At 74.1% G+C, this 19474-nt stretch carries 18 protein-coding genes; 10 read left to right on the top strand and 8 right to left on the bottom strand.

Annotation, left to right across the window (positions count from 1 at the left end):
- Positions 1 to 22: 22 nt before the first annotated feature.
- The 8 genes from FH715_RS13270 to FH715_RS28230 all read right to left on the bottom strand — a co-directional run bounded on the left by FH715_RS13270 (position 23) and on the right by FH715_RS28230 (position 6830).
- Positions 23 to 532 (bottom strand): Pycsar system effector family protein, encoded by a 510-nt coding sequence (locus tag FH715_RS13270; RefSeq protein ID WP_139644749.1) that lies wholly within the window; start codon positions 530 to 532, stop codon positions 23 to 25.
- A gap of 153 nt (positions 533 to 685) precedes the next feature.
- The gene (locus tag FH715_RS13265) at positions 686 to 1426 is read right to left on the bottom strand and encodes a Crp/Fnr family transcriptional regulator (protein ID WP_139644747.1); all 741 of its coding nucleotides are present in this window, start codon (positions 1424 to 1426) and stop codon (positions 686 to 688) included.
- A 14-nt stretch (positions 1427 to 1440) separates the two neighbouring features.
- Positions 1441 to 2163: a type I-E CRISPR-associated protein Cas6/Cse3/CasE gene (cas6e, locus tag FH715_RS13260; RefSeq protein WP_246108723.1), complete on the bottom strand. Its 723-nt coding sequence runs from the start codon at positions 2161 to 2163 to the stop codon at positions 1441 to 1443.
- On the bottom strand, positions 2160 to 3032 hold the full coding sequence (cas5e, locus tag FH715_RS13255; RefSeq protein ID WP_139644742.1) for a type I-E CRISPR-associated protein Cas5/CasD: 873 nt from the start codon (positions 3030 to 3032) through the stop codon (positions 2160 to 2162). Before cas5e ends, cas6e begins: the two co-directional genes overlap by 4 nt.
- Entirely contained in the window at positions 3029 to 4402 is a 1374-nt protein-coding gene (locus FH715_RS13250) for a type I-E CRISPR-associated protein Cas7/Cse4/CasC (protein WP_139644740.1), read from the bottom strand. The genes cas5e and FH715_RS13250 overlap by 4 nt, the downstream gene beginning before the upstream one ends.
- Entirely contained in the window at positions 4399 to 4944 is a 546-nt protein-coding gene (gene casB, locus FH715_RS13245) for a type I-E CRISPR-associated protein Cse2/CasB (protein WP_139644738.1), read from the bottom strand. The genes FH715_RS13250 and casB overlap by 4 nt, the downstream gene beginning before the upstream one ends.
- Entirely contained in the window at positions 4934 to 6463 is a 1530-nt protein-coding gene (locus tag FH715_RS13240; RefSeq protein WP_139644736.1) for a type I-E CRISPR-associated protein Cse1/CasA, read from the bottom strand. Before FH715_RS13240 ends, casB begins: the two co-directional genes overlap by 11 nt.
- A 190-nt stretch (positions 6464 to 6653) precedes the next feature.
- Positions 6654 to 6830 carry a hypothetical protein gene (locus FH715_RS28230; RefSeq protein WP_170184722.1) on the bottom strand — a complete coding sequence of 59 codons (177 nt, stop codon included), beginning with the start codon at positions 6828 to 6830 and terminating at the stop codon, positions 6654 to 6656.
- A gap of 173 nt (positions 6831 to 7003) precedes the next feature.
- Here FH715_RS28230 and FH715_RS28225 point away from each other — a divergent pair, with 173 nt between their 5' ends.
- The 10 genes from FH715_RS28225 (at position 7004) to FH715_RS13195 (ending at position 19173) form a co-directional block, all read left to right on the top strand.
- Positions 7004 to 10606 carry a hypothetical protein gene (locus FH715_RS28225; RefSeq protein ID WP_170184721.1) on the top strand — a complete coding sequence of 1201 codons (3603 nt, stop codon included), beginning with the start codon at positions 7004 to 7006 and terminating at the stop codon, positions 10604 to 10606.
- 19 nt (positions 10607 to 10625) lie between these two features.
- Positions 10626 to 11396, top strand: a complete 771-nt coding sequence (locus tag FH715_RS28220) for a phosphotransferase family protein (RefSeq protein WP_170184720.1) — start codon at positions 10626 to 10628, stop codon at positions 11394 to 11396.
- 36 nt (positions 11397 to 11432) lie between these two features.
- Entirely contained in the window at positions 11433 to 11750 is a 318-nt protein-coding gene (locus FH715_RS13230) for a TFIIB-type zinc ribbon-containing protein (protein ID WP_139644838.1), read from the top strand.
- A gap of 293 nt (positions 11751 to 12043) precedes the next feature.
- Positions 12044 to 12415: a hypothetical protein gene (locus FH715_RS13225; protein WP_139644732.1), complete on the top strand. Its 372-nt coding sequence runs from the start codon at positions 12044 to 12046 to the stop codon at positions 12413 to 12415.
- Positions 12416 to 12425: 10 nt separating this feature from the next.
- Positions 12426 to 13433, top strand: coding sequence for an NAD(P)H-quinone oxidoreductase (locus FH715_RS13220; RefSeq protein ID WP_139644730.1), 1008 nt, complete (start codon positions 12426 to 12428; stop codon positions 13431 to 13433).
- A 337-nt stretch (positions 13434 to 13770) separates the two neighbouring features.
- Entirely contained in the window at positions 13771 to 14178 is a 408-nt protein-coding gene (locus FH715_RS13215; RefSeq protein ID WP_139644727.1) for a hypothetical protein, read from the top strand.
- A gap of 155 nt (positions 14179 to 14333) precedes the next feature.
- Positions 14334 to 14963, top strand: coding sequence for a PadR family transcriptional regulator (locus tag FH715_RS13210; RefSeq protein ID WP_139644725.1), 630 nt, complete (start codon positions 14334 to 14336; stop codon positions 14961 to 14963).
- A 23-nt stretch (positions 14964 to 14986) separates the two neighbouring features.
- On the top strand, positions 14987 to 15745 hold the full coding sequence (locus FH715_RS13205; protein ID WP_139644836.1) for an ABC transporter ATP-binding protein: 759 nt from the start codon (positions 14987 to 14989) through the stop codon (positions 15743 to 15745).
- Positions 15742 to 18591, top strand: coding sequence for an FtsX-like permease family protein (locus tag FH715_RS13200; protein WP_139644724.1), 2850 nt, complete (start codon positions 15742 to 15744; stop codon positions 18589 to 18591). The genes FH715_RS13205 and FH715_RS13200 overlap by 4 nt, the downstream gene beginning before the upstream one ends.
- A gap of 21 nt (positions 18592 to 18612) precedes the next feature.
- Entirely contained in the window at positions 18613 to 19173 is a 561-nt protein-coding gene (locus FH715_RS13195; protein WP_139644722.1) for a bacterial proteasome activator family protein, read from the top strand.
- Positions 19174 to 19474: the final 301 nt, after the last annotated feature.

Genomic DNA, 19474 nt, shown 5'->3' with positions numbered 1-19474 from the left:
AAGGCCCCGGGGGCGGCACCGTTCAGCCGGCGAGCAGGGCCACCGGGAGCAGCACGATGCCCAGACCCGACGTGACCAGGCCGAAGCGGACCCAGCGCAGCTTGCTCGTGGCGATGCGGCTGTTGACCTCCAACGCCCTGGCCAGCCGGTCGCGCGGGGTGCCGCCCGTCGCGGCCAGCGCCTCCCGCAACACCCCGCCGCGCGCGGCCCGGTCGATGTCGCCGAAGTAGGTCAGCGGCTCGCCCGCGACCCAACCACCGGGCAGCCGCGGCGCCACGGCCAGCAGAAACGCGGCCAGCGCCAGGAACAGCGCGGCCAGCCCCAGCCACCACAGCAGCTGGCCACCCGCGGTCAACGCCCCGGGCGACCAGCCGCCGTTGGCCACCATGCCGCCGAACAGCCCGGTGCCGAGGCCGAGCGCGGCGACCAGCAGCGCCGCCTTGCTGTCGGCCCTGGCGATCTCCACCCTGACCTCGTTGAGCAGTTGCTCCGCCAGCGGGACGGAGAAGCCGTCGGCTGTCGTCGTGGTCATCGCGACCCCCCTCCGGGAACGAGGCGCGCGTCGCTCGCGGCCCCGAGGACCAGCGTGCGGCAGGGGCGGGCGCCGGCTCCAGGGCGGCGGACGCACACCGAATGTGACCGATGACCCACAACCGCCGCACGCCCGCCATGTGGTGACGGGGAGTCAGCTCCGGTGCCCGTCCGCCGCGATCCGGCTCAGCACCTCGGGACGCAGCAGCCACACCCTGCGCCGCGCCGTCCGCACCACCCCGTTCCTTCGCAGCTCCGCCAGCAGCCGCACGATCGCCTCACGCGAGGCCCCGACCGAGCCGGCCAGCTCCTGCTGGCTCAGCGGGACCGTCAACAACAGCCCGTTGTCCGTCGGTTCGCTGTGCGCGCGCGCCAGGTCCAGCAGCAGCAGGGCCAGCCGCTCCCTGACGCCCGAGGACGCCAGCTCCAACGCCCTGCGGTCGCCCGCCCGCACCCGTTCCACCAGCAGCGCGCTCAGCTTCCGGTGAGCATCGGGGTGGCGTGCCAGAAAGTCGAGGAACGCCTCCCGGCCGACCAGCACGCACTCCGCGGCCTCCAGCGTGGTGACCGTCGCCGACCGCGCCTGCCCGGTCAGCGCCGCCGACTCCCCGACCACGTCCCCGGGGCGGCGCAACGCCAGCAGCGCGACATACCCGTTCGGCGAGCCGGCGGTCACCATCAGCCGTCCGCTGAGCACCAGTTGCACATGGGTCGAGGGCACATGCTCGTGGAGCACCTCGGTCCGCGCCCGGTACGCCACCCGCGGCCCCAGCCCCAACAGCTCCGCCCGCTCCGGCTCCGCCAGCCGCGCCAGAAACGGCACGCGGTCCTGGAAGAACGGAACCCGCGCCGTCTCCCCCGGCCGTGTGCCTCCCGACGACGTGCTCCCGCCCATGTCAGGCCACGACCTCAGCGGACCAGGATCAGGCCGCAGCAGTAGGCCCGCGCGTGGCCGATCCCCCGCGTCAACGCCTCGACGAACACGGCGGGATCGGTGACCGTGAGGCTCCCCCTGATCTCCGCGCGGCCGATGCGCAGCCCCCTGTGCGGCCCGGCGCTCGACGCGAACGGCAGCATCCGCACGCCCACCCCTTCGGGGTCGGTGACGGCGCCGATCCTGGTCAACCCGTCGGGCGCCACCGAGGGCTCGCCCGGCGCCTGAAGCCTCCTGGCGAACCACTTCCGCACGTGCTCGGGACGCGTGTGCGCCACCCGCCGGCCCCGTGTGCGCCCCTCCCCTCCCGGCGGCGGCGCCTTGCTGCGCACCGGGTTGACCACGGCGCGGAAGTCGACGGTCTCACCGGACCTGAAGGTGCGGTCCAGGGTGAGTGTCCGAGGCTCCTCCGCGAGCGCCGCCCGGGGCAGCCCACCCCAGTCGCCGGGCACGGTGGACTGCACCACCAGCGACAGCCTGGCCTCCCGCAGCTCCAACGACCAGGTCGAGAGCACGTTCATCTGCGCGCGGGCGTCGCGGCTGCCGTCGTCCACCCAGCCCCGGAAACCGCTCATCACGGTGCGGTGCATGTCCTGCGCGTCGATCAGCGACCTGGCGACGAGCGGATACCGCGCGTCAAGCGTCAGCAGCGCCTGGCTGGCCACGAACCGCGCGGCCTTCGTGCTCGGTGCGGTCACCGGATGATGTCCCATTCCCTCGCCTGTGGATCGATGGTGACGCGTTCCCGCCGCTCCCACCGCGCCGCGTGCACGGGACCGTCGGCGGCGAACGACACGGGCTGGTCCTGGAGTTGCCCCGCGCCGGGCACCGGCCGCCGGCTCTCCACCCACGCCCAGGGCCGTCGCCCGGTCAGCGGCTCCGGCGTGCCGTCCGCGCTCGGCAGCAGCGCCACGGACTCGAACACCTCCACCAGCTCGCCCTCCCACACCCCGAGGCTCAACTGCCCCGACGGCGGGCAGGACTTGCGCCCCAGCCAGAGCAGACGGCGCGGATGCTCCAACGCGTGACCGATCGCGTCGAGAAAGGCGGCGTCCGGGTGTTGCAACCCGACCAGAAAGGCGGCGTCGGCGAGATACCAGCGTTCGGTGATCAGCGCGTTCCTCGCCACCTTGCCGGAGACCAGCGCGCCGGATACCGGGTCGGCGGCGACGCTCTTCGGCGCCCCGTACCAGTGCGGGATCTCCCGCCGCCCGAAGGGCTCCCCGACCGCCCCGGGCGGGGACTCCGCCTCCTCGGGCAGCTCCTTGGCGACCGCCGCCGCGCGCCGGTGGTCGGTCACCAGGTCGCGCGGCCGGAGCGGGAACCGTCCGCCGCCCACCGTGTGGTAGTCGCGCAGCGGCGTCCCCGGGTGGTCGGCCCGCACCCCGAACAGCAACCCGGCGAGGTCGTCGAGCGGGGCGTCCCTCGGCAGGCCGAGGGCGGCGGCGCAGAGCCCCACCACCCCGGACTTCGTCGGCCTGTTCAGGGTGTCGCGGCGCGCGAACCGGCTGGCCACCCCCCAGGACTGGAGCGGACCCGCGAGCCGCACGAGAAGGACGTGGTTCATGCCGCGGGTTCCGGCGTCCCGGCCGGCTCCGAGAGCCCGTCGACCGAGGTCACCGAGACCACCCCGGTCACCGCCAACTCCTCGACCACCGCCTGCACCTGGGGGTCGTAGGTGAGCGCCCGCGCCCGGGTCAGGTCGGGGCGGCGCGCGCCGACGAACGCGTGGTGCCGCAGCAGCCGCCGCGCGGCGGCCATCCCCGCCGGCCCCTCGCCACCCCCCGGCTCCCCGTCCGCGCGCCTCGGGTTCTCGTCGATCGGGTCCTGGAACGCCGCCGCGTAGTTGTAGGGGCGCTCCCCCTCGAACGCGAGCACCAGCGCGGGCAGGGAGCCGGTGGACGCCGTCGAGTTCTTCTTGGCCTCGGGGAACGCCTCGACGAACGCGTTGACGAACTCCCGCTCGGCGGCGACGCCCGCCTCCTCCGCCTCCGCCTCGGTCATCCCCGCCGCCCGCAGATTGGTACGAAGCTGAGTGCGGTCCAGCACGGCGTGCCGGTAGAACGTGCCGGAGATCAACGACTGGTAGCCGGTCATCCCGGCGCCCGCGTCGTCGGCGGAGTCCAGGAAGGACAGCGCGTCGCGCTTCCGGTCCAGCTTGGCGTCGTCGGCCGCCGCGTAGAAGTCGTCGACCTGCTCGGCCTCCTGCACGGAGAACGCGTGCGAACTCTGCACCGCGCCGTCCACGTTGGGCGAGTCCGGGATCTCGGCGACGAACCGCCCGTAGAGCGCGATGTCCACCGCGTCACGCGGGGCCAGCGCCAGCAGCACGGCGTCCCGGGTGACCTTGGGCAACGGGGGCAACGTGGCGGCGGTGCCCTCCGCGCCGTCCGCCGGGGGCTCCGGCGCTGTCCTGCCGCGTCCCTTCCTCGTCCTCTTCGCCGCCTCCTCCTGGGCGGCCAGATACGCGTCACGCCAGGGGCGCAGCTCCGCCTCCCGCGCCTCGATGTGGTCGGCGATGCGGGTGCCGGCGTCGGCGGGGGCGAAGAGCAGCACCTTGGTCAGGTTGGCCACGGTCTTCTTCGCCGGGTCGCCGAACTTCAGCCCGGTCGCCTCGATCACCGCGCGCGCCGTGGTGACCGCCTCGTCCCGTTCCCAACCGTGCCTCTCCTGGAGCGCCCTGGCGGTGAACAGCGCCCACTCCCTGGTGCGCACCCCCATCCCGCGCCCCGCGAGCGCCCCCCGGCCCGCGTTGGCGCGGTCGCGCGCGTGCACGCGCTCGGCGCGGCGGCGGGCCTGGCTGGTGATCATGTGGCGCTCCACACCGCCATAGACCAGACTTTTCGGAGATCCGTTCTCATCCCGTACGGGAAGCACCGCGACCAGGGTCTCCAGCAGATGCAGGGAGAGGAACTGGCTTCGGGGGGCCTCGGTCACGTCGTCGGGTCCTTCCGCTTCGTCTGCTTCTCGGGGGCGTGGAAGTCGACGGACCACCCGTAGGCGATCCGGGCCTTGCGGTCGTGCCAACGCACCAGGTCCTCGGCCAGCCGCGCCCAGGAGGGCGGGTGCTGGTCACAGGCGCGCAGCCGGGCCACGGTGTGCTGGAGATGCCGCCAGGGAACGCGCCGGCTCGCCACCACCCGGTCGAACAGCCGCTGCGCGCCCGGGTTCTCCGGCCCACGACCGGCGCCGTCCCCGATCCGCCGCGCGGCGGCGCCCAGGCTGCCGTGGCCGTAGGACGGAACCGACCGCCCCTGGTGGTAGACCGCGAAGAGGAACGCCACCCGTTCGAACACCTCGCGCTGCTCCCGGGGGCCGCACCAACCCGCCCTGATGTGGGCGCTGGTCTCCGTGCCGGTACGGCGCAACTGGGCGAGCTGGCCGTAGTCGCGGCTGCGGACCAGGCCGGTCAGCCACGCGGTCAGCAACTCGCCGCCCTCCTTCTCCACGGCGGCCTCGACGCCGCTCTCATGGCGCATCCGCGCTCACCCTCCTCAGCTCGGCGGGGGCCTTGGCCCTGGTCAGATGCTTCTCGAAGGACTGCTCGGCCAGGGCACGCGCCCGGTTGCCCCGGCTGTTGCGCGGCAACGAGTCCAGACGCCGCCGCAGATACTCGCGCGCCAGGACCAGCAGAACGGAGGCGTAGGTCGGCAACGCCTCCTCGACCAGCGCACCGATGATCACGTCGTCGAGCAGCACATAGAACGGGTCGCGGGCCGCCGGCCAGAACTCGGTCCTGGCGTCGAACCGCGCCAACTGGGCCGCCTTGTCGGACGGCTTCTGATTCGGATAGGTGACGTCCCTGGCCACGTGCGAGGCGTTCTTCAGCCCGCTCGCCAGATACTCCGCGATGTCCGAGCCGCCCCGGGACGCCTCGCACAGCTCGTCCTCAAGCCCCGGCGCGTAGGGGTAGGAGCCGTCGGTCCAGGCGACGGCCAGCGTCTTGTCGGAGACAAGCCCGATGGCCCGGAGGCGGTACGGCGCGCGCCCCTCACGCCTGGTCCGCTCGGTCAGCAGCCGCAGCCGGCCGTAGAGTCCGGCCTCGGCGTCCCGCACCGCGCTGTACAGCGCGTGCGCCTCGTGCCAGAGGGAACGGGTGACCGACGGCCACAGCGGGCGGGTCTGGCCGTTCGACTGCTCGGCGAAGACCGCGTCCTGGAGGTGCTTCCCCGGATCGAGCGCGAGCAGCTCGCCGGCGCCGATCAGCACCCGGTCGACGGCGACGGGCCCGCCGTCCGCGCCGGGAACGGGGCGCATCAGGATCGAACGCCCCAGGTAGCTGTGCAGGTCGGCCGGCCCGGTGACCTCGCGGGGCGGCGGCTTGCTCTGGAAGCCGCGCCGCTCGATCTCGGCGCCCGTCCACGACCGGTTGAACGAGCCGACCGGCCCTTCGGGCGGGTAGAGGTTCAACCGCAGCGTCTCACCGAGGGTTTCGCCGAGCGCGACGACCCGGATGCGGTCCTGGAGCCGCGCCGTGGCGAGATTGGTGACCCTGGGCCCCAGTTCGTCGCCGGAGAGCCTGGCTCGACCGTAGAGCCCGTAGACGTGCTGGGTGAGCATGGCCCGGAACGCCCGCGCCGCCGGGATGGGCTCCGGGCGCTCCAGGTGGTGGTGGTCGAAGTGCAGGCTGTAGTCCCCCGCCTGCTCCAGGATCAACTGCGCGGGGCCGGCGCCGCGTCGCGCCAGGTCCTTCCGGAGCAGCGAGTTCTGTCCGAGCGGCCGTTCCGGGTGGAACAGGTCCCAGTCCTCGTCCGGCTGCTCACCCAACCACGCGGCGACCGGCGCGAGTTTGCGCCCCTCGATGATCCAGGCGCGCCAGTCGTCGTCGGACTCGGGGTGGGCGCCGGCGGCGAAGCAGAGCGCGAGCAGATACTCGACGAGGGCGACGGTCTCCCCCGGGGTGTCCGCCTCGACGGTGCTCAACTCGTCGGCGCGAGCGAACACTTCGACCAGGGACAGCTCACCCGTCGCCGTCCCGTCCCTCGGGACCGCCGGCACGCAGGGCTCACGCCGGGGGTCCCAGCGAAGCGGACGCTCCGCGGGACCCGGGATGAGTGCTTCGGGCAACTTTCCTACCACTTCTGCGAGTTGCTCACGGGAGCCACGGTGCGCCCGCCCACGCGTGGGACGCTAGCAGTCCCTCACGCGGCGTGTCCGTGGATTCACCCAATCGAGCCCGCGAGGGCTCTCACCTGGCGCGACGCCGCATCAGGATGGCGAGCGTGGCGCGGGCGTCGCGGCGGTGTTGCGGGGTGGGGGCGAGGACGGACGTGACGGCGACGCCGCCGAGGACGCTGACGTAGAGGAGTCCGCCGACGGCGGCCAGGGCGCCGGTGGGGGTGAGGAGTTCGGAGAGCAGGGACATGGGAACTTCCTTCCGATTCCCGCCGGCGCGTCGCTGGCCGGGCGGCTGGGAACCGTTGTGTCACGCCCGCACGCTGTCCTGCGATCTCCACACTGACCCCGATCTCCTGGATTTCCGCAGGTCAGATGCCATTTGAAAAAAGTTCGAGCCCCGTCTGCGAGGTGGGTGTCACCGTGGCGCCGAAGGACCGACCGGAGGGCCGGAGAGCGGCGCGTGCCGCGCTCGGCCGGAAGCTGACCGCGCTGAGGGAGGCCGAGCCGAAACTCACCTTTCGGGGCATCGTCGCGGGGATGAACTCCCCCGACTGGCTCTCCGGCCCGCACAGGACGGGCCGGACGGTCACGCTTGCCCAGGTCACCGGCTGGTGCGGGGAGACGGCGCCCCCCGAACCCAAGCTGTTCTGGTCGTTCCTCCGCTTCCTTCAGCAGCGCTTCGAGAGCCCCGAGACCACCGACGAGGAGTGGCGGGAGCTGTACGAAGCGGCCCGCGCGGAGTCGAGGGCCCACCGGGGCGTTTCGACGGCTCACCGGCACGAGGCGCGACGCCATCTCGCACCCGCCCTCGACGTACCGAAGCTGGCGGGCCGGAGGAACGAGATGGCGGTGCTGAGGGACTTCACGACCAAGCGGTACACCCCCCAGCCGGGAAACAGCTCGTATCTGTGGTGGCAGGGCCCGAGGCACGCGGGCAAGTCGGCGCTTCTGGCCCACTTCGTGGCCAACCGTCCGGCCAAGGTCGATCTCCTGACCTACTTCGTCTCGGCAACGCACGGGACCGACGACCGGGCGTCGTTCGAGGCCGAGATGAGACGCCAGCTGTCGACCATTCCGGTCGTCGGCGCGGCGGGTCCCGACCCCCGGAGCGCGCCGCTGAGCCAGCTGTTCGCCAAGGCCGGTGACGCGTGCGGGGAGCACGGGTGCCGGCTCGTGCTGGTGGTGGACGGCCTCGACGAGGATCCGGCGTGGAACGGGACGGGCGGCGAGAAGTCGATCGTCGGGCTGTTGCCACGCAGTCCCGCAGGCGGGATGCGCGTGGTCGTCGCGAGCCGGCCGCCGCTGTGGCTGCCGGGGGATGTCTCGCCGGGGCATCCGCTTCGCGATCCCCGTGCCGTGCGGCACCTCGCGCCGGTGGAGGGCGAACACGCCTCGGACGTCGCCGCGTTGGCCGAGACGGAGATCGCGGGGTGGGCGGGCGAGGGGTGGGAGCGGGATGTCCTGGGGTGGTTGGTGGTGGCCGGGGAGGGGCTGGCCGTGGGGGATCTGGCGGCGTTGGGCGGGGTGGAGCCGGAGGCGGTGCGCCGGCTGTTGGCCGGGGTGCGGGGGCGGTCTCTGGTGCCGGGCGATCCGGGGAGCGACACGGTCGCGCTCGCCGGCGACGCGCTGCGGGCGGCGGCCGAACGCGCGTTCAGCGAGGCGGAGTTGTCGCGTCTCGCCGGACGGCTGGACGCGTGGGCCGACGGGTGGCGGGAGCGCGGCTGGCCGCGCGACGCGCCGTACCACCTGCTGCGGCACTACCCGTACCGCGTCCGGGACCGTGAGCGGGCGGCGGCCCTGGTGCTCGACGGGCGCCGACAGGTGCGGGTGGCCGAGCGGCTCGACGTGGACGAGGCGTTGGCCCAACTTGCCCTGGCGCGCCCCGCGTCGGGGGATCACGCGACCGAGGCCGGGCTGGCGGTCTCCCGCGCGTTGCTGCGGCTGCGTCAACGCGCCGCGATGCCGGGGGCGTTGGACGCGGCGCTGAAACGCGGCGAGCTGGCGGCGGCGCGGCAGTTGGCGTTGGCGGCGCCCGGCGCGCTGCCCCGCGCCGCCGGGCTGGCCCGGGTGGCGCGGGCGGCGGCCGGGGCCGCGCCGTCGGAGGCGGCGCGGCTCGCCGAGGAGGCGGCGGAGTGGGTCGCCCGCGCGGAGACGGACGTCCCCGGGCCGGAGGACCCGGCCGAACGCGGCGCGCACGTCGGCGCGTTGTGCGACGCCGGGCTGGCCATCCCCGACGAGCGGACCACGGCCGCGGCCCGCCGGACGCTGCTGAGGGCGGCGTACGCGAGCCGCTGGGCGGGGTGGGACACGTGCGCGCGGGCGGCGACGGCGCTCGGCGCCGAGGGCGAGGGGCGACGCAGGGCGCTCAAGGAGCGCGCGTGGGCGCTGGCCAGGGGTTCGGTCAGGGACATGGCCCAGGCGGTGGAGGTCTGGTCGGCGCTCGCCGACGCGGCCGTCACGGGCTCGGCTGTCACGGACGCCGCCGCGCGCGACGACCAGCGGAGGTACCGGGACGCCGTCCGCGCCCTGTGCGAGGACCTGGCGGAGGAGTCGCCGCTGACCTCCATCGAGGCCCTGTCGCAGGCGGCGTCCTCGCTGGCGCCCCACCGCAAACGCCAGGCGCGGGCGGAACTGGCGGATCGTGCCGCCGCGTTGCTGGGCGAGGTGCTGGACGATCCGGAGGCGTTGCCGCCGGACGACCGGGCGAGGTTGCGGCTGGAGTTCTCCGGCGTGCTGAGCGGGTTCGCCAGGGCGATGCGGGACACCGGCGAGCGCGGGGACACCGCGCGCGCCCTGCTGGAACGGGTGCCGGTCCCACTGCGGACCGACGTCCACGGCCGGGACATCCGCGCCGCCGCCTTCGCCGTGCTGGGCGCGGAGGGCACGGAGGGCGCAGAGGGCACGGAGGACGCCGAGGACACCGAGAAGACGGAGAGCACCGGGAACGTGCCGGCGCCGCCCGCCGGGGAGCCGGCCCGGCGGCGCGCGGCGTTGCCCTGGCTGCCGGGGCTGACGGCGGCGCTGGCCCGGGGCGGTCATCTCGACGCGCTGCACGCGGTGTTGGGGAACTGGCCGGGTGGCGAGAGGAGCATTCCGGTGGCGGTGCGGGCGACGTTGGCGTGGGAGTGCGCGGGCGCCGGGCGTTCGGCGGAGGCCGTCGGGCACGCGGAGCGGGCGGCGGCCCTGGCGGGCGAGTCGGCGGAGCCGGTGGAGACCGCGCTGGCGGCGCAGGCGCTCGCCCACGCCGGCGAGACGGAACGGGCCGTGGAACTGACCGAGCGCATGGAGTCGGCGCGGGCACCGCGGTGGCTGGTGGCACGGGCCCGGCTCGGGGTGGCCGCCGGGTCCGTGTCCCGCGCCCCGGAGTTCGCGGAGCGGATCGTCGCCGACGAACTGGCGTCGGTCACGCGGGCCCTGCGCCTTCATGCCGGTCCCCCGGCGCTGCCCAGGGTCGCCGAGTTGCTGCTGGCCGTCCCCGACGCACACGCCCCGGGCGCCGCGTTGCGCGAGGCCCTGACCAGCGCCGCGGATCGTCAGCAGGAGCCCGAGTCGGCGGCGGTGCATGTGCTGCTCGACGCGACGGGGGTGTGCCCCGGGCATGTCGTGGCGCCGACCCTGCCGAGTTCGATGCGGGTCGAGAGGGCCGTGCTGGCGGCGATGCGCGGGGACGTCGAGGGGGTGCGCGAGGCGGCACACGCCCCGACCAGCGACGCGGCACGCGCCACGACCGGCGAGGCGCGGGCCGAGGCGTTGGCCGCGGCGGCGCGCTGGTGGCTCGGGGTGCCGGCGGTGTTGCCGGTCGAGGAGTCGTTGGCGTCGTCGTCGACGCGACGTTTCCTCGCGCTGGCGCACGGGTTCGCCGGCGAGGACCGGCCCGACCCGGCGGGAGCGCGCGTGCTGGTCGGGGAGCTGCTGGCGGGCGAGGGGTGGGGGCACGCGGTGCCGTTGCTGCCCGTGCTGGTTCCCGAACGGGCGCACTGGTTGGGCGGCCTGGTCGCCCCGCAGCTGCGCGGGGCGGGGTGAGCGCTCGTACGATGCGGGCATGGGGCGGGTGGAGTTGCGGGACTCGATGGCGGTGAAGACGCATGCCGCCGAGGTCGAACCGGACGCGCTGCGCGCCCGGTTGCGGGTGGCGGCCGAGCTGGACGGCCTGGTGGTGGGGCCGTTGGGCGGGGTGGAGGTGCGGGACGGCCTGCTGGTGACGCGGTGGCCGCGCGGGGAGCCGGTCGATCCGGACGCGCCGGAGCGTTACCCGTGGGCCGAGGCCGGCGCCCTGTTGGCGCGGCTGCACGCGGTGGAGCCGGCGACGCCGCTGCCGCCGGCCGGTGGTCCCGCGCGGGTGGCGCGGGCGGTGGCCAGGCTGCGGGCGGAGGTGACGGGACCGCGCTACGCGGCGGCGGTGCGGCAGGTGTTGCGCGCGCACGAGTGCGGGGAACGCATCCCGGTGTCACAGGAGTCGACGCTCTGTCACGGGGACTTCCACCTCGGCCAGTTGGTGCGTTTCGAGGGCGCGGGGTGGCGGCTGATCGACGTGGACGACCTCGGGTGGGGCGATCCGATGTGGGACCTGGGGCGGCCGGCCGCCTGGTACGCGGCCGGTCTGCTGCCGCCGCCCGACTGGCAACTCCTGCTGGACGGCTACGGGTTGACGACGGCGGTCGCCCCCTGGGCCCGGGTGGACGGCGCGGCGCGCGCGTACACCGTGCAGGGGGCCGCCCGCGCGCTATTGCTCGCGCAGGGGGAGAACGCCGAACTCGCCGATGACGGCGTGGCGTTGGTCGATTCCTGCGGTCGGATCGCGGTGCTGCCGTAGGGTGGCCGCGACAGCAGATCGACCATGGAGCCGATGATGCAGTGTCCCAAGTGCGGCGCACCGATGCGCACGTTCAACCGAAGCGGCGTTCAGATCGAGCAGTGTGACGGATGCCGTGGAATCTTCCTGGATTACGGCGAGTTGGAGCACATCGGCCAGTTGGAGAGCCAGTGGGCCCCGCCGGGCGCCCCCGCTCCGCCGCCCCCGCAGCAGCCGCACTACCAGCAGGCCCCGCCGCCGCCCGGCCCCGGCTGGGGCGCGCCGCAGCACGGCGGCCATCACGGTGGGCACCACGGCGGCCACTACGGCCACCGCCGCAAGGGCGGCTTCTCGGGCCTCTTCTTCTCCTCCTGAGCCGCCCCGAGTTCTCCGAGTCACCCTGAGCAGTCCCGAGCCGTCCCGAGTAGTCCCGACGCCGCGCCCGGCGCCTTGCCCGGCACGAGCGCGGCGTCGCCCGGTACCTCCGCACACCCGTGCGGAGGTACCGGCTCCGAACCGGTGAAAATTCGCGACTCGGCACAAGCAGGGCTTCCGGTAGGTGATGGTGTGAGTACGGAAGGTCAGTAGTCGCACCGACTGGGAGTGAGGATGGCAGGGAGCGGTCAGGGCGCGGGGTCGCGCCGCCCACGGGGTGGGCTGGTGGCGGCGTGAGGGCGCGGGTCTCCCTCGGCGGCATCAGCTTCTCCGGGGTCAGCGGCTGGCCGGTGCCCCACCGGGGCACCGGCGGCAACGAGTGGGTCAACGGGCGGTGTTGGCTCTACTGCCGCCGGGAGAACATCAGCGTCCTGTGGATCGGCCCGATCCGCGCCCCCCGCGCGGACGGCGACCTCTACGCCTGCGGGCAGTGCATCGCGGAGCTGGTGCACATGGTCTACGAGCAGCAGCACCGGGTGGACATGCCCATGCGGCACGGCCAGGGGCCGCAGCCGGGCCAGTCGGCCTACGGCCAGGTACCCCGCGCGGCGGCCGGTCGCACCGAAGTGCCGCGCCCGGGTGAGTGGGGGAACGCGAACGGGTAGTTTCCCGCCCATGCGTGCTGTCACCATTCCCGAGCCGGGCGGTCCCGAGGCGTTGGTCTGGGCGGAGGTGCCCGATCCGACGCCGGGCCCCGGCGAGGTGCTGCTGGAGGTCGCCTCCAGCGGCGTGAACCGGGCCGACGTCCTCCAACGTCAGGGCTTCTACGACCCGCCGCCCGGCGCCTCGCCCTATCCGGGGCTGGAGTGCGCGGGCCGGGTGGCCGCGCTCGGCCCGGGGGTGAGCGGCTGGCGGATCGGCGACGAGGCGTGCGCGCTGCTCTCCGGCGGCGGCTACGCGGAGCTGGTCAACGTTCCGGCCGGTCAACTGCTGCCCGTCCCCGAGGGGGTGGGGCTGCTCGCGGCCGGCGGGCTGCCCGAGGTGGCGTGCACGGTGTGGTCCAACGTCTTCGGCGTGGCCGGGCTGCGTCCGGGCGAGACGCTGCTGGTGCACGGCGGGGCGAGCGGGATCGGGACGTTCGCGATCCAGCTCGCGAAGGCGTTCGGCGCGCGGGTCGCGGTCACCGCGGGCAGCGCGGAGAAGCTGGAACGGTGCCGGGAGTTGGGCGCCGACCTGCTGATCAACTACCGGGACGACGACTTCGTCGAGGAGCTGCGGCGGGTCGGCGGCGCCGACGTGATCCTGGACATCGTGGGGGCGCGCTATCTGGCGCGGAACGTCGAGGCGCTGGCGACCGGCGGCCGGCTGGCCGTGATCGGCCTCCAGGGCGGCGCGCGCGGGGAGTTGCCGCTGGGCAGGCTGCTGGCGCGGCGCGGCTCGGTGAGCGCGACCTCGTTGCGCGCCCGGCCGCCGGAGGAGAAGGCGGCGATCGTCGGCGAGGTGGCCGACCGGGTGTGGCCGCTGGTGGCCGAGGGGCGGCTGCGCCCGGTCATCGACCGGCTGCTTCCGCTGCCGGAGGCGTCGCTGGCGCACGAGGTGCTGGAGGCCGGCGGGCACGTGGGCAAGATCCTGCTGACCGCGACGGGCGAGGAGGGCGACCTCACCGCGCCTCGCCCCGCCTGACCCCGACCCCGCCCCCGCCGCCCGCCGCCGGATCCGTGCCCCCAAGACCGCCACCGGCAGTGAAGGGGCGCGGGGAACGGCGCGAGCAACCCACCACCGGGGCACAGACGACAACCCGCCCAAGCCACGAAGCTCCGTAGTCGACCAACCCCCCGGCCCCGGGGACTCCCGAACCTCGGCACCTCGGCACCTCGCCCCCCGGGGAACTCGAAACCGCGCATCCGGTCGACCGCGCACCCGGTCGACCGAAGTGCCCGCGCGCCCGAAATGCCCTGCCGATAGTGCTATGTCACGCTGGTCACATCGTTGATGGGATCACCGCGAAGGGTCGGGACTCGTGAGGCTGTGGGTGGGAATCGCGTTGACCGGGGTGGTACTGCTGACCCTCGCCACCTCCTTCGCCGCTTCGGCGTCCGCCGACGAGCGGGGCGGCGAGCCTGACGGCGGCCGAGGCGGCGAGCGAACGGCCGGGCCGACCCCGACACCCTCGACGCCCCCTCGCGAGGGCGAGTCCGCGCGGGGGAACGAGGCGGAAGCGGAATCCGGCGACGACGCCGAAGAGCAGCGCGTCGCCCGCTGGCGCATCGTGGATCAGCCGACCACCCGCTGGGAGGGCCGGGGCAGCGAGAGGCTGGCCCGCACCGGAACGGGCGGCGAGGTCGTTCCCGTGCTGCCGCTCGGCGCCGGCCTTACCTGCGTCGGCCTGGGAATCGGCCTCTTCGGCTACCGCCTCCGCCGCGCCTGACCCCCTCGCGCGCCCCGCGCGCCCCGCCGCACACCCCACCGCGCCCCGACCGGCCCCGAAGGCCCACAACCCAGCTCCCCCAAGGAACCTACCGCGTAACATACTCGGTAAGCAGGCTTGCGGCGACGCCCACATACCCGGTATACATACGCGGTATGTCGATCCGCTTCGGGCTACTGGCCCTTCTGGACCGGGGGCCTCGCTACGGCTCCCAACTCCGTGTCGAGTTCGAGTCCCGCACCGGTACCACCTGGCCGCTGAACATCGGGCAGGTCTACACGACCCTCGGGCGCCTTGAGCGGGACGGGCTGATCCAACCGGAGGGCGGCGGGGACGCCAAGCAGCAGCTCTACGCCATCACCGAGGAGGGGCGGCGGTCCCTCACCGACTGGTTCAACAAGCCGGTCGACCGCACCCACCCCTCCCGCGACGAGTTGGCCATCAAGCTGGCGATGGCCGTCGGCACCCCCGGCGTCGACATGCGCGCGGTGATCCAGGGGCAGCGGCGCCACACCCTCTCCGCGATGCGCGACTACACCCGGCTCAAGGCCGACGCGATGAACGCCGACGGCTCGACGCCCGACGACATCGCGTGGCTGCTCGTCCTGGAGCAGCTGATCTTCTACGCCGAGGCCGAGGTCCGCTGGCTCGACCACTGCGAGTCACGGCTGGTGCGCCTCGCCGCCACCCGCGCCACCCGACCCCAACCCCCACCTCCCCACGTGACCGACCCCGAGCCCGACCCGTCCCACATCACCATCCAGCCGAAGGGGACCTCCCGATGAGCCCTGACACCCGTACCCCCCACATGCCGCCGGGCCAGCCCGGCACGGGTGAGGAACGCCCCTCCGCCGTCCTGGAGTTGCGGAGCCTCAGCCGCACCCACGGCGACGGCCCCGCCGCGGTGCACGCGCTGCGCGAGATCGACGTGACCGTGCGCGCCGGCGAGTTCGTGGCCGTGATGGGCCCCTCGGGCTCCGGCAAGTCGACCCTGCTGACCCTCGCCGGCGGCCTCGACACCGCGACCGGCGGCCAGGTCCTCGTCGAGGGGCAGGACCTCGGCGCGCTCAGCCGGGCCGCCCTGGCCAAGCTGCGGCGCACCTCCGTCGGCTATGTCTTCCAGGACTACAACCTGATCCCGGCGCTCACCGCCGTCGAGAACATCGCGCTCCCCCGCGAGCTGCACGGCGTGCGCCACCGCACCGCCCGCAAGGAGGCGCTGGCCGCGCTGGAGGAGATGGGGCTGGCCGAGGTCGCCGACCGCTTCCCCGACGAGATCTCCGGCGGCCAGCAGCAGCGCGTCGCCATCGCCCGCGCGCTGGTCGGCGACCGGCGGCTGCTGCTCGCCGACGAGCCGACCGGCGCGTTGGACACCGAGACCAGCGACGCCGTGCTGGCGCTGCTGCGCCGGAGGTCCGACCAGGGCGCCGCCGTGGTGCTGGTGACCCACGAGACGCGCTTCGCCGCCTGGGCGGACCGGGTGATCTTCCTGCGCGACGGCGTCATCGTCGACGAGTCGGCGTCCAGCGCGGCCGAGACCCTGCTCACCGGAGGGGGAGCCCGGTGAAGGCCGGCAGCACCTGGCGGCTGGCGCTGCGCGTCGCCCGCCGTGACGCGATGCGCGCCAAGGGCCGCAGCGCCCTGGTGGTCGCGATGATCGCGCTGCCGATCGTCGGCGCCGTCGGCGCCGACCTGGCGGTGCGCAGCGGCAACCTGAGCGTGGCGGACAAGGTGGAGCGCTCCATCGGGCAGGCCGACGCCAGCTACGAGCTGACCGGCTCGGACCCGATCGTGCAGGACTTCGAGGGCAGGTGGACGACCCTCGACACCGGCGACGACCCCGAATCGATCAGCGCCGAGGCGCCCGAGGTGCTCTGGGAGACCCCGGAGGAGCTGCTCGCGCTGGCGGAGGAGGTGCTGCCGGAGGGGAGCAGCGCCCTCTTCGAACGCCAGGACTGGCAGCGTGCCACCACCGCGCACGGCGTCGACGACGCCGAGGTGGTGGAGACCGACCCCAACCATCCGTTGGCCGAGGGCAAGCGGACCCTGCTCGACGGCGAGTGGCCGGAGACCGACGACGAGGTCGTGGCCAGCAGCGAGTTCCTCTCCGGCAGCGGACTCTCACTCGGCGACGAGGTGACGGTCAACGCCTGGGGCGAACCGCTGGACGAGGGCACCGTCTTCACCCTCGTCGGCGAGTACGAGGCGCCGTCCAAGCTCCACGTCAGCGAGCTGATCGTCCAGCCGGGCGCCATGAACGACACCGCCAACGGCTGGGCCGTCGGGAAGCTGCTCGTCGACGTGCCGGGCGACACCGGCGTCGACTGGGAGCTGACGGAGCAGGCCAACGAGGCCGGCTTCGCCGTCTTCTCCCGCGAGCTCCACCTGAACCCGCCGCCGGAGAGCGTGCTGGCCCCCGAGGCCCTCTCTCTGAACTCCGGTTCCGGCGTGGACAGCTCCGGGGTCGCGGTCGCCGTGGTGGCGGTCTCGCTGGTGATCCTGGAGGTCTGCCTGCTGGCGGGCCCCGCGTTCGCGGTGGGTGCCAGGCGCTCGCGCCGCCAGCTCGGACTGGTCGGGGCCAACGGCGGCGAACGGCACCAGATGCGCGCCATCATGCTGGCCAGCGGGCTGGTGCTCGGCGCCATGGCGGCCGTCATCGGCCTCGTCGGCGGAATCGCGCTGGTGATGCTGACCAAACCGCTGCTGGAAGGTCAGATGGGCGCCCGGTTCGGCGACTGGGACTTCCGCTGGCTGGAGTTGGGCGGCATCGCGGCCTTCGCCGTGCTGATCGGGCTGATGGCCGCCGTGATCCCGGCGTACAACGCGGCCCGCACGCCGGTGCTCTCCTCGCTGACCGGCCGGCGCGGGGTGCGGCACAGCAGCCGTGTGCTGCCGCTGGTCGGCGGCTGCATGATGCTCTTCGGCACCTCGCTCGCGCTGCTCGGCGGTCTGCTGCTGGGCGAGACCATCCCGGTCGCCGCGGGCGCCGTCATCGCGGAACTGGGCCTGGTGGCCTGCACCCCCATGCTGGTGGGCGCGTTCGGCCGGCTGGCCCGCTGGCTGCCGCTGACGCCGAGGCTGGCACTGCGCGACGCGGCCCGCAACCGCGGGCGCACCGCGCCCGCCGTCGCCGCCGTGCTGGCGGCCGTCGCCGGCACCGTCGCCGTCGCCACCGTGACGGTCAGCGACGAGGCGGAGATGCGCAGCGAGTACGAGGCGCAGCTGCCGGACGGCAACGCGGCGATCATGTCGTACGACGACACCTCCTCCCTCGACCAGGCCAGGACCGCCGCCGAACGCGAGCTGCGCGTCAACGAGCGGCAGGACATGGCGAAGGCCGTGCCGGGACCGCTGCACTGCGAGACCATCGACGACGGGTGGAGCAGCTGGACCTACTGCGGCGAGGTCGGGCCGCTGCCGGCTGGCGGCGCCGAGTGCCCGGCCTACGCCGAGGGCGCCGACGCGATGACCGCGGAGGAGCGCCGCTCCTCGCTGTCCAGCCCGCTCTGCGACGGCGGCGGCGGAGTTGCCGGCGGCATCTCCGAGCCCGTCATGGTCCTGGAACCGGAGGCCCTGGCCCTGCTCGGCCTCGACGAGCCGGGCGCCACCGAGGCGCTGGCCGAGGGCAAGGCGCTGGTCGCCCACGAGGACCTCCTCGACGGGCCGGACAACGTGAGCCTGGGCGTCTGGACCGAGGAGTCATACGAGGACTCCAACGACCTGGCCCTGCCGGTCGAGACCCCCCAGAAGGAGGTCTCGCTCCCCGCCCACGTGCTGGAGGACGGCGGCAACGCCCCGCTGGTGATCATCACCCCGGAGACGGCGACCGCGTCCGGCTTCGCCACGCTGGACAGGGGCACCGTCTACGGCCTGGACGAGACGCCGGGCGAGAGCGCCCAGCAGGCGGTCGACGCCGACATCGAGTTGCTCGGCGGCAGCGTGGTGTTCGAGGTGGAGGACGGGCCCAAGGAGAAGAACTCGCTGGCGCTGCTGGTGCTGGCGCTCTTCGCCACCATCATCACCATCGGCGCGGCCGGCATCGCCACCGGCCTGGCACAGGCCGACGCCGCCGCCGACCTCTCCACGCTCTCCGCCGTGGGCGCCACGCCACGGCTGCGCCGGGCGCTGTCCGGACTCCAGTGCGGGCTGATCGCCGCGATGGGCGTGCTGCTGGGAGCGGTCTCGGGGCTCGTCCCCGCGCTCGGACTGCGGCTGGTGGAGCACCGCGCCAACCTCGACTCGTGGCAGCCGCTGTGGGACGCGGGCGAGACGGCGATGCCGCGCCCCGAGATGTTCATCGAGCTGCCGTGGATGACCTTCCTCCAGCTGATCGTCGTGGTCCCGCTGGTCGCGTGGCTGCTGGCCGCGCTGCTGACCCGCTCGCGTGTGCCCCTGGCTCGGCGGGTCGGGTGAGGGTCGTTGCATGATGGAGGTATGACTCAGCCGAGGAACGAATCGCCGCAGGAGAACGCCCAGGTCCTGGTCGTCGGCCCGGACGGGATGGCGCTGAGCGGCCCGGTCGGCCGGGACGGTGAGGAGGGCCACTCCGAGACACCGGTCACGGAGATGGTGGAGCAGCCGGCGAAGGTCATGCGCATCGGCAGCATGATCAAGCAGCTGCTGGAGGAGGTGAAGGCGGCCCCGCTGGACGAGGCCAGCCGGGCCCGACTCAAGGACATCCACACCAGTTCGGTCAAGGAGCTGGAGGAGGGCCTCGCCCCGGAGCTGGTCGCGGAGCTGGAACGGCTGTCGCTGCCGTTCACCGACGACGGGGTGCCGACGGAGGCCGAACTGCGCGTCGCCCAGGCGCAGCTGGTCGGCTGGTTGGAAGGGCTCTTCCACGGCATCCAGACGGCGCTGTTCGCGCAGCAGATGGCGGCGCGGGCGCAGCTGGAACAGATGCGCCGGGCGCTCCCGCCCGGCGCGCTGGGTCCGGAGGACGCGTCCCCCGACGACCCCCACCAGGGCGGCGCCCGCTCCGGCCCGTACCTGTAGCCGCCACCAGTTCCCCGCGCCCCCGAAGGGGCGCGGGGAACTGCGCGAGCAACCCCACACCGGGGCGAGGACGACAACCCACCCGAACCACCCAGGACCGTAGTCGAGCGCACCCCGCCACGAATGCACCGCGCAGTTCCCCGCGCCCCCAAGCCGCCCACCGGCCCCGAAGGGGCGCGGGGAACTGCGCGAGCAACCACACACCAGGGCGAGGACGACCACCCACCCAGACCGGCAAGGACCGTAGTCGAGCGCACCCCGCCACGAATGCACCGCGCAGTTCCCCGCGCCCCCAAACAGC

This window comes from Streptomyces sedi, assembly GCF_006335015.1.
GTDB classification, from domain to species: Bacteria; Actinomycetota; Actinomycetes; order Streptomycetales; family Streptomycetaceae; genus Streptomyces; species Streptomyces sedi.
Note: the sequence above shows the minus strand (reverse complement) of the source record. Positions and strands in the feature narration are given on the sequence as shown.

What these genes read in the sequence shown, in the direction of transcription:
- casB (WP_139644738.1), bottom strand. Translation starts at nt 4,944, where the DNA reads ATGCGCCATGAGAGCGGCGTCGAGGCCGCCGTGGAGAAGGAGGGCGGC.
- FH715_RS13270 (WP_139644749.1), bottom strand. Translation starts at nt 532, where the DNA reads ATGACCACGACGACAGCCGACGGCTTCTCCGTCCCGCTGGCGGAGCAA.
- FH715_RS28230 (WP_170184722.1), bottom strand. Translation starts at nt 6,830, where the DNA reads ATGTCCCTGCTCTCCGAACTCCTCACCCCCACCGGCGCCCTGGCCGCC.
- FH715_RS28220 (WP_170184720.1), top strand. Translation starts at nt 10,626, where the DNA reads ATGGGGCGGGTGGAGTTGCGGGACTCGATGGCGGTGAAGACGCATGCC.
- FH715_RS13210 (WP_139644725.1), top strand. Translation starts at nt 14,334, where the DNA reads ATGTCGATCCGCTTCGGGCTACTGGCCCTTCTGGACCGGGGGCCTCGC.
- FH715_RS13195 (WP_139644722.1), top strand. Translation starts at nt 18,613, where the DNA reads ATGACTCAGCCGAGGAACGAATCGCCGCAGGAGAACGCCCAGGTCCTG.
- FH715_RS13220 (WP_139644730.1), top strand. Translation starts at nt 12,426, where the DNA reads ATGCGTGCTGTCACCATTCCCGAGCCGGGCGGTCCCGAGGCGTTGGTC.
- FH715_RS13265 (WP_139644747.1), bottom strand. Translation starts at nt 1,426, where the DNA reads ATGGGCGGGAGCACGTCGTCGGGAGGCACACGGCCGGGGGAGACGGCG.
- FH715_RS13230 (WP_139644838.1), top strand. Translation starts at nt 11,433, where the DNA reads ATGCAGTGTCCCAAGTGCGGCGCACCGATGCGCACGTTCAACCGAAGC.
- FH715_RS13205 (WP_139644836.1), top strand. Translation starts at nt 14,987, where the DNA reads ATGCCGCCGGGCCAGCCCGGCACGGGTGAGGAACGCCCCTCCGCCGTC.
- cas5e (WP_139644742.1), bottom strand. Translation starts at nt 3,032, where the DNA reads ATGAACCACGTCCTTCTCGTGCGGCTCGCGGGTCCGCTCCAGTCCTGG.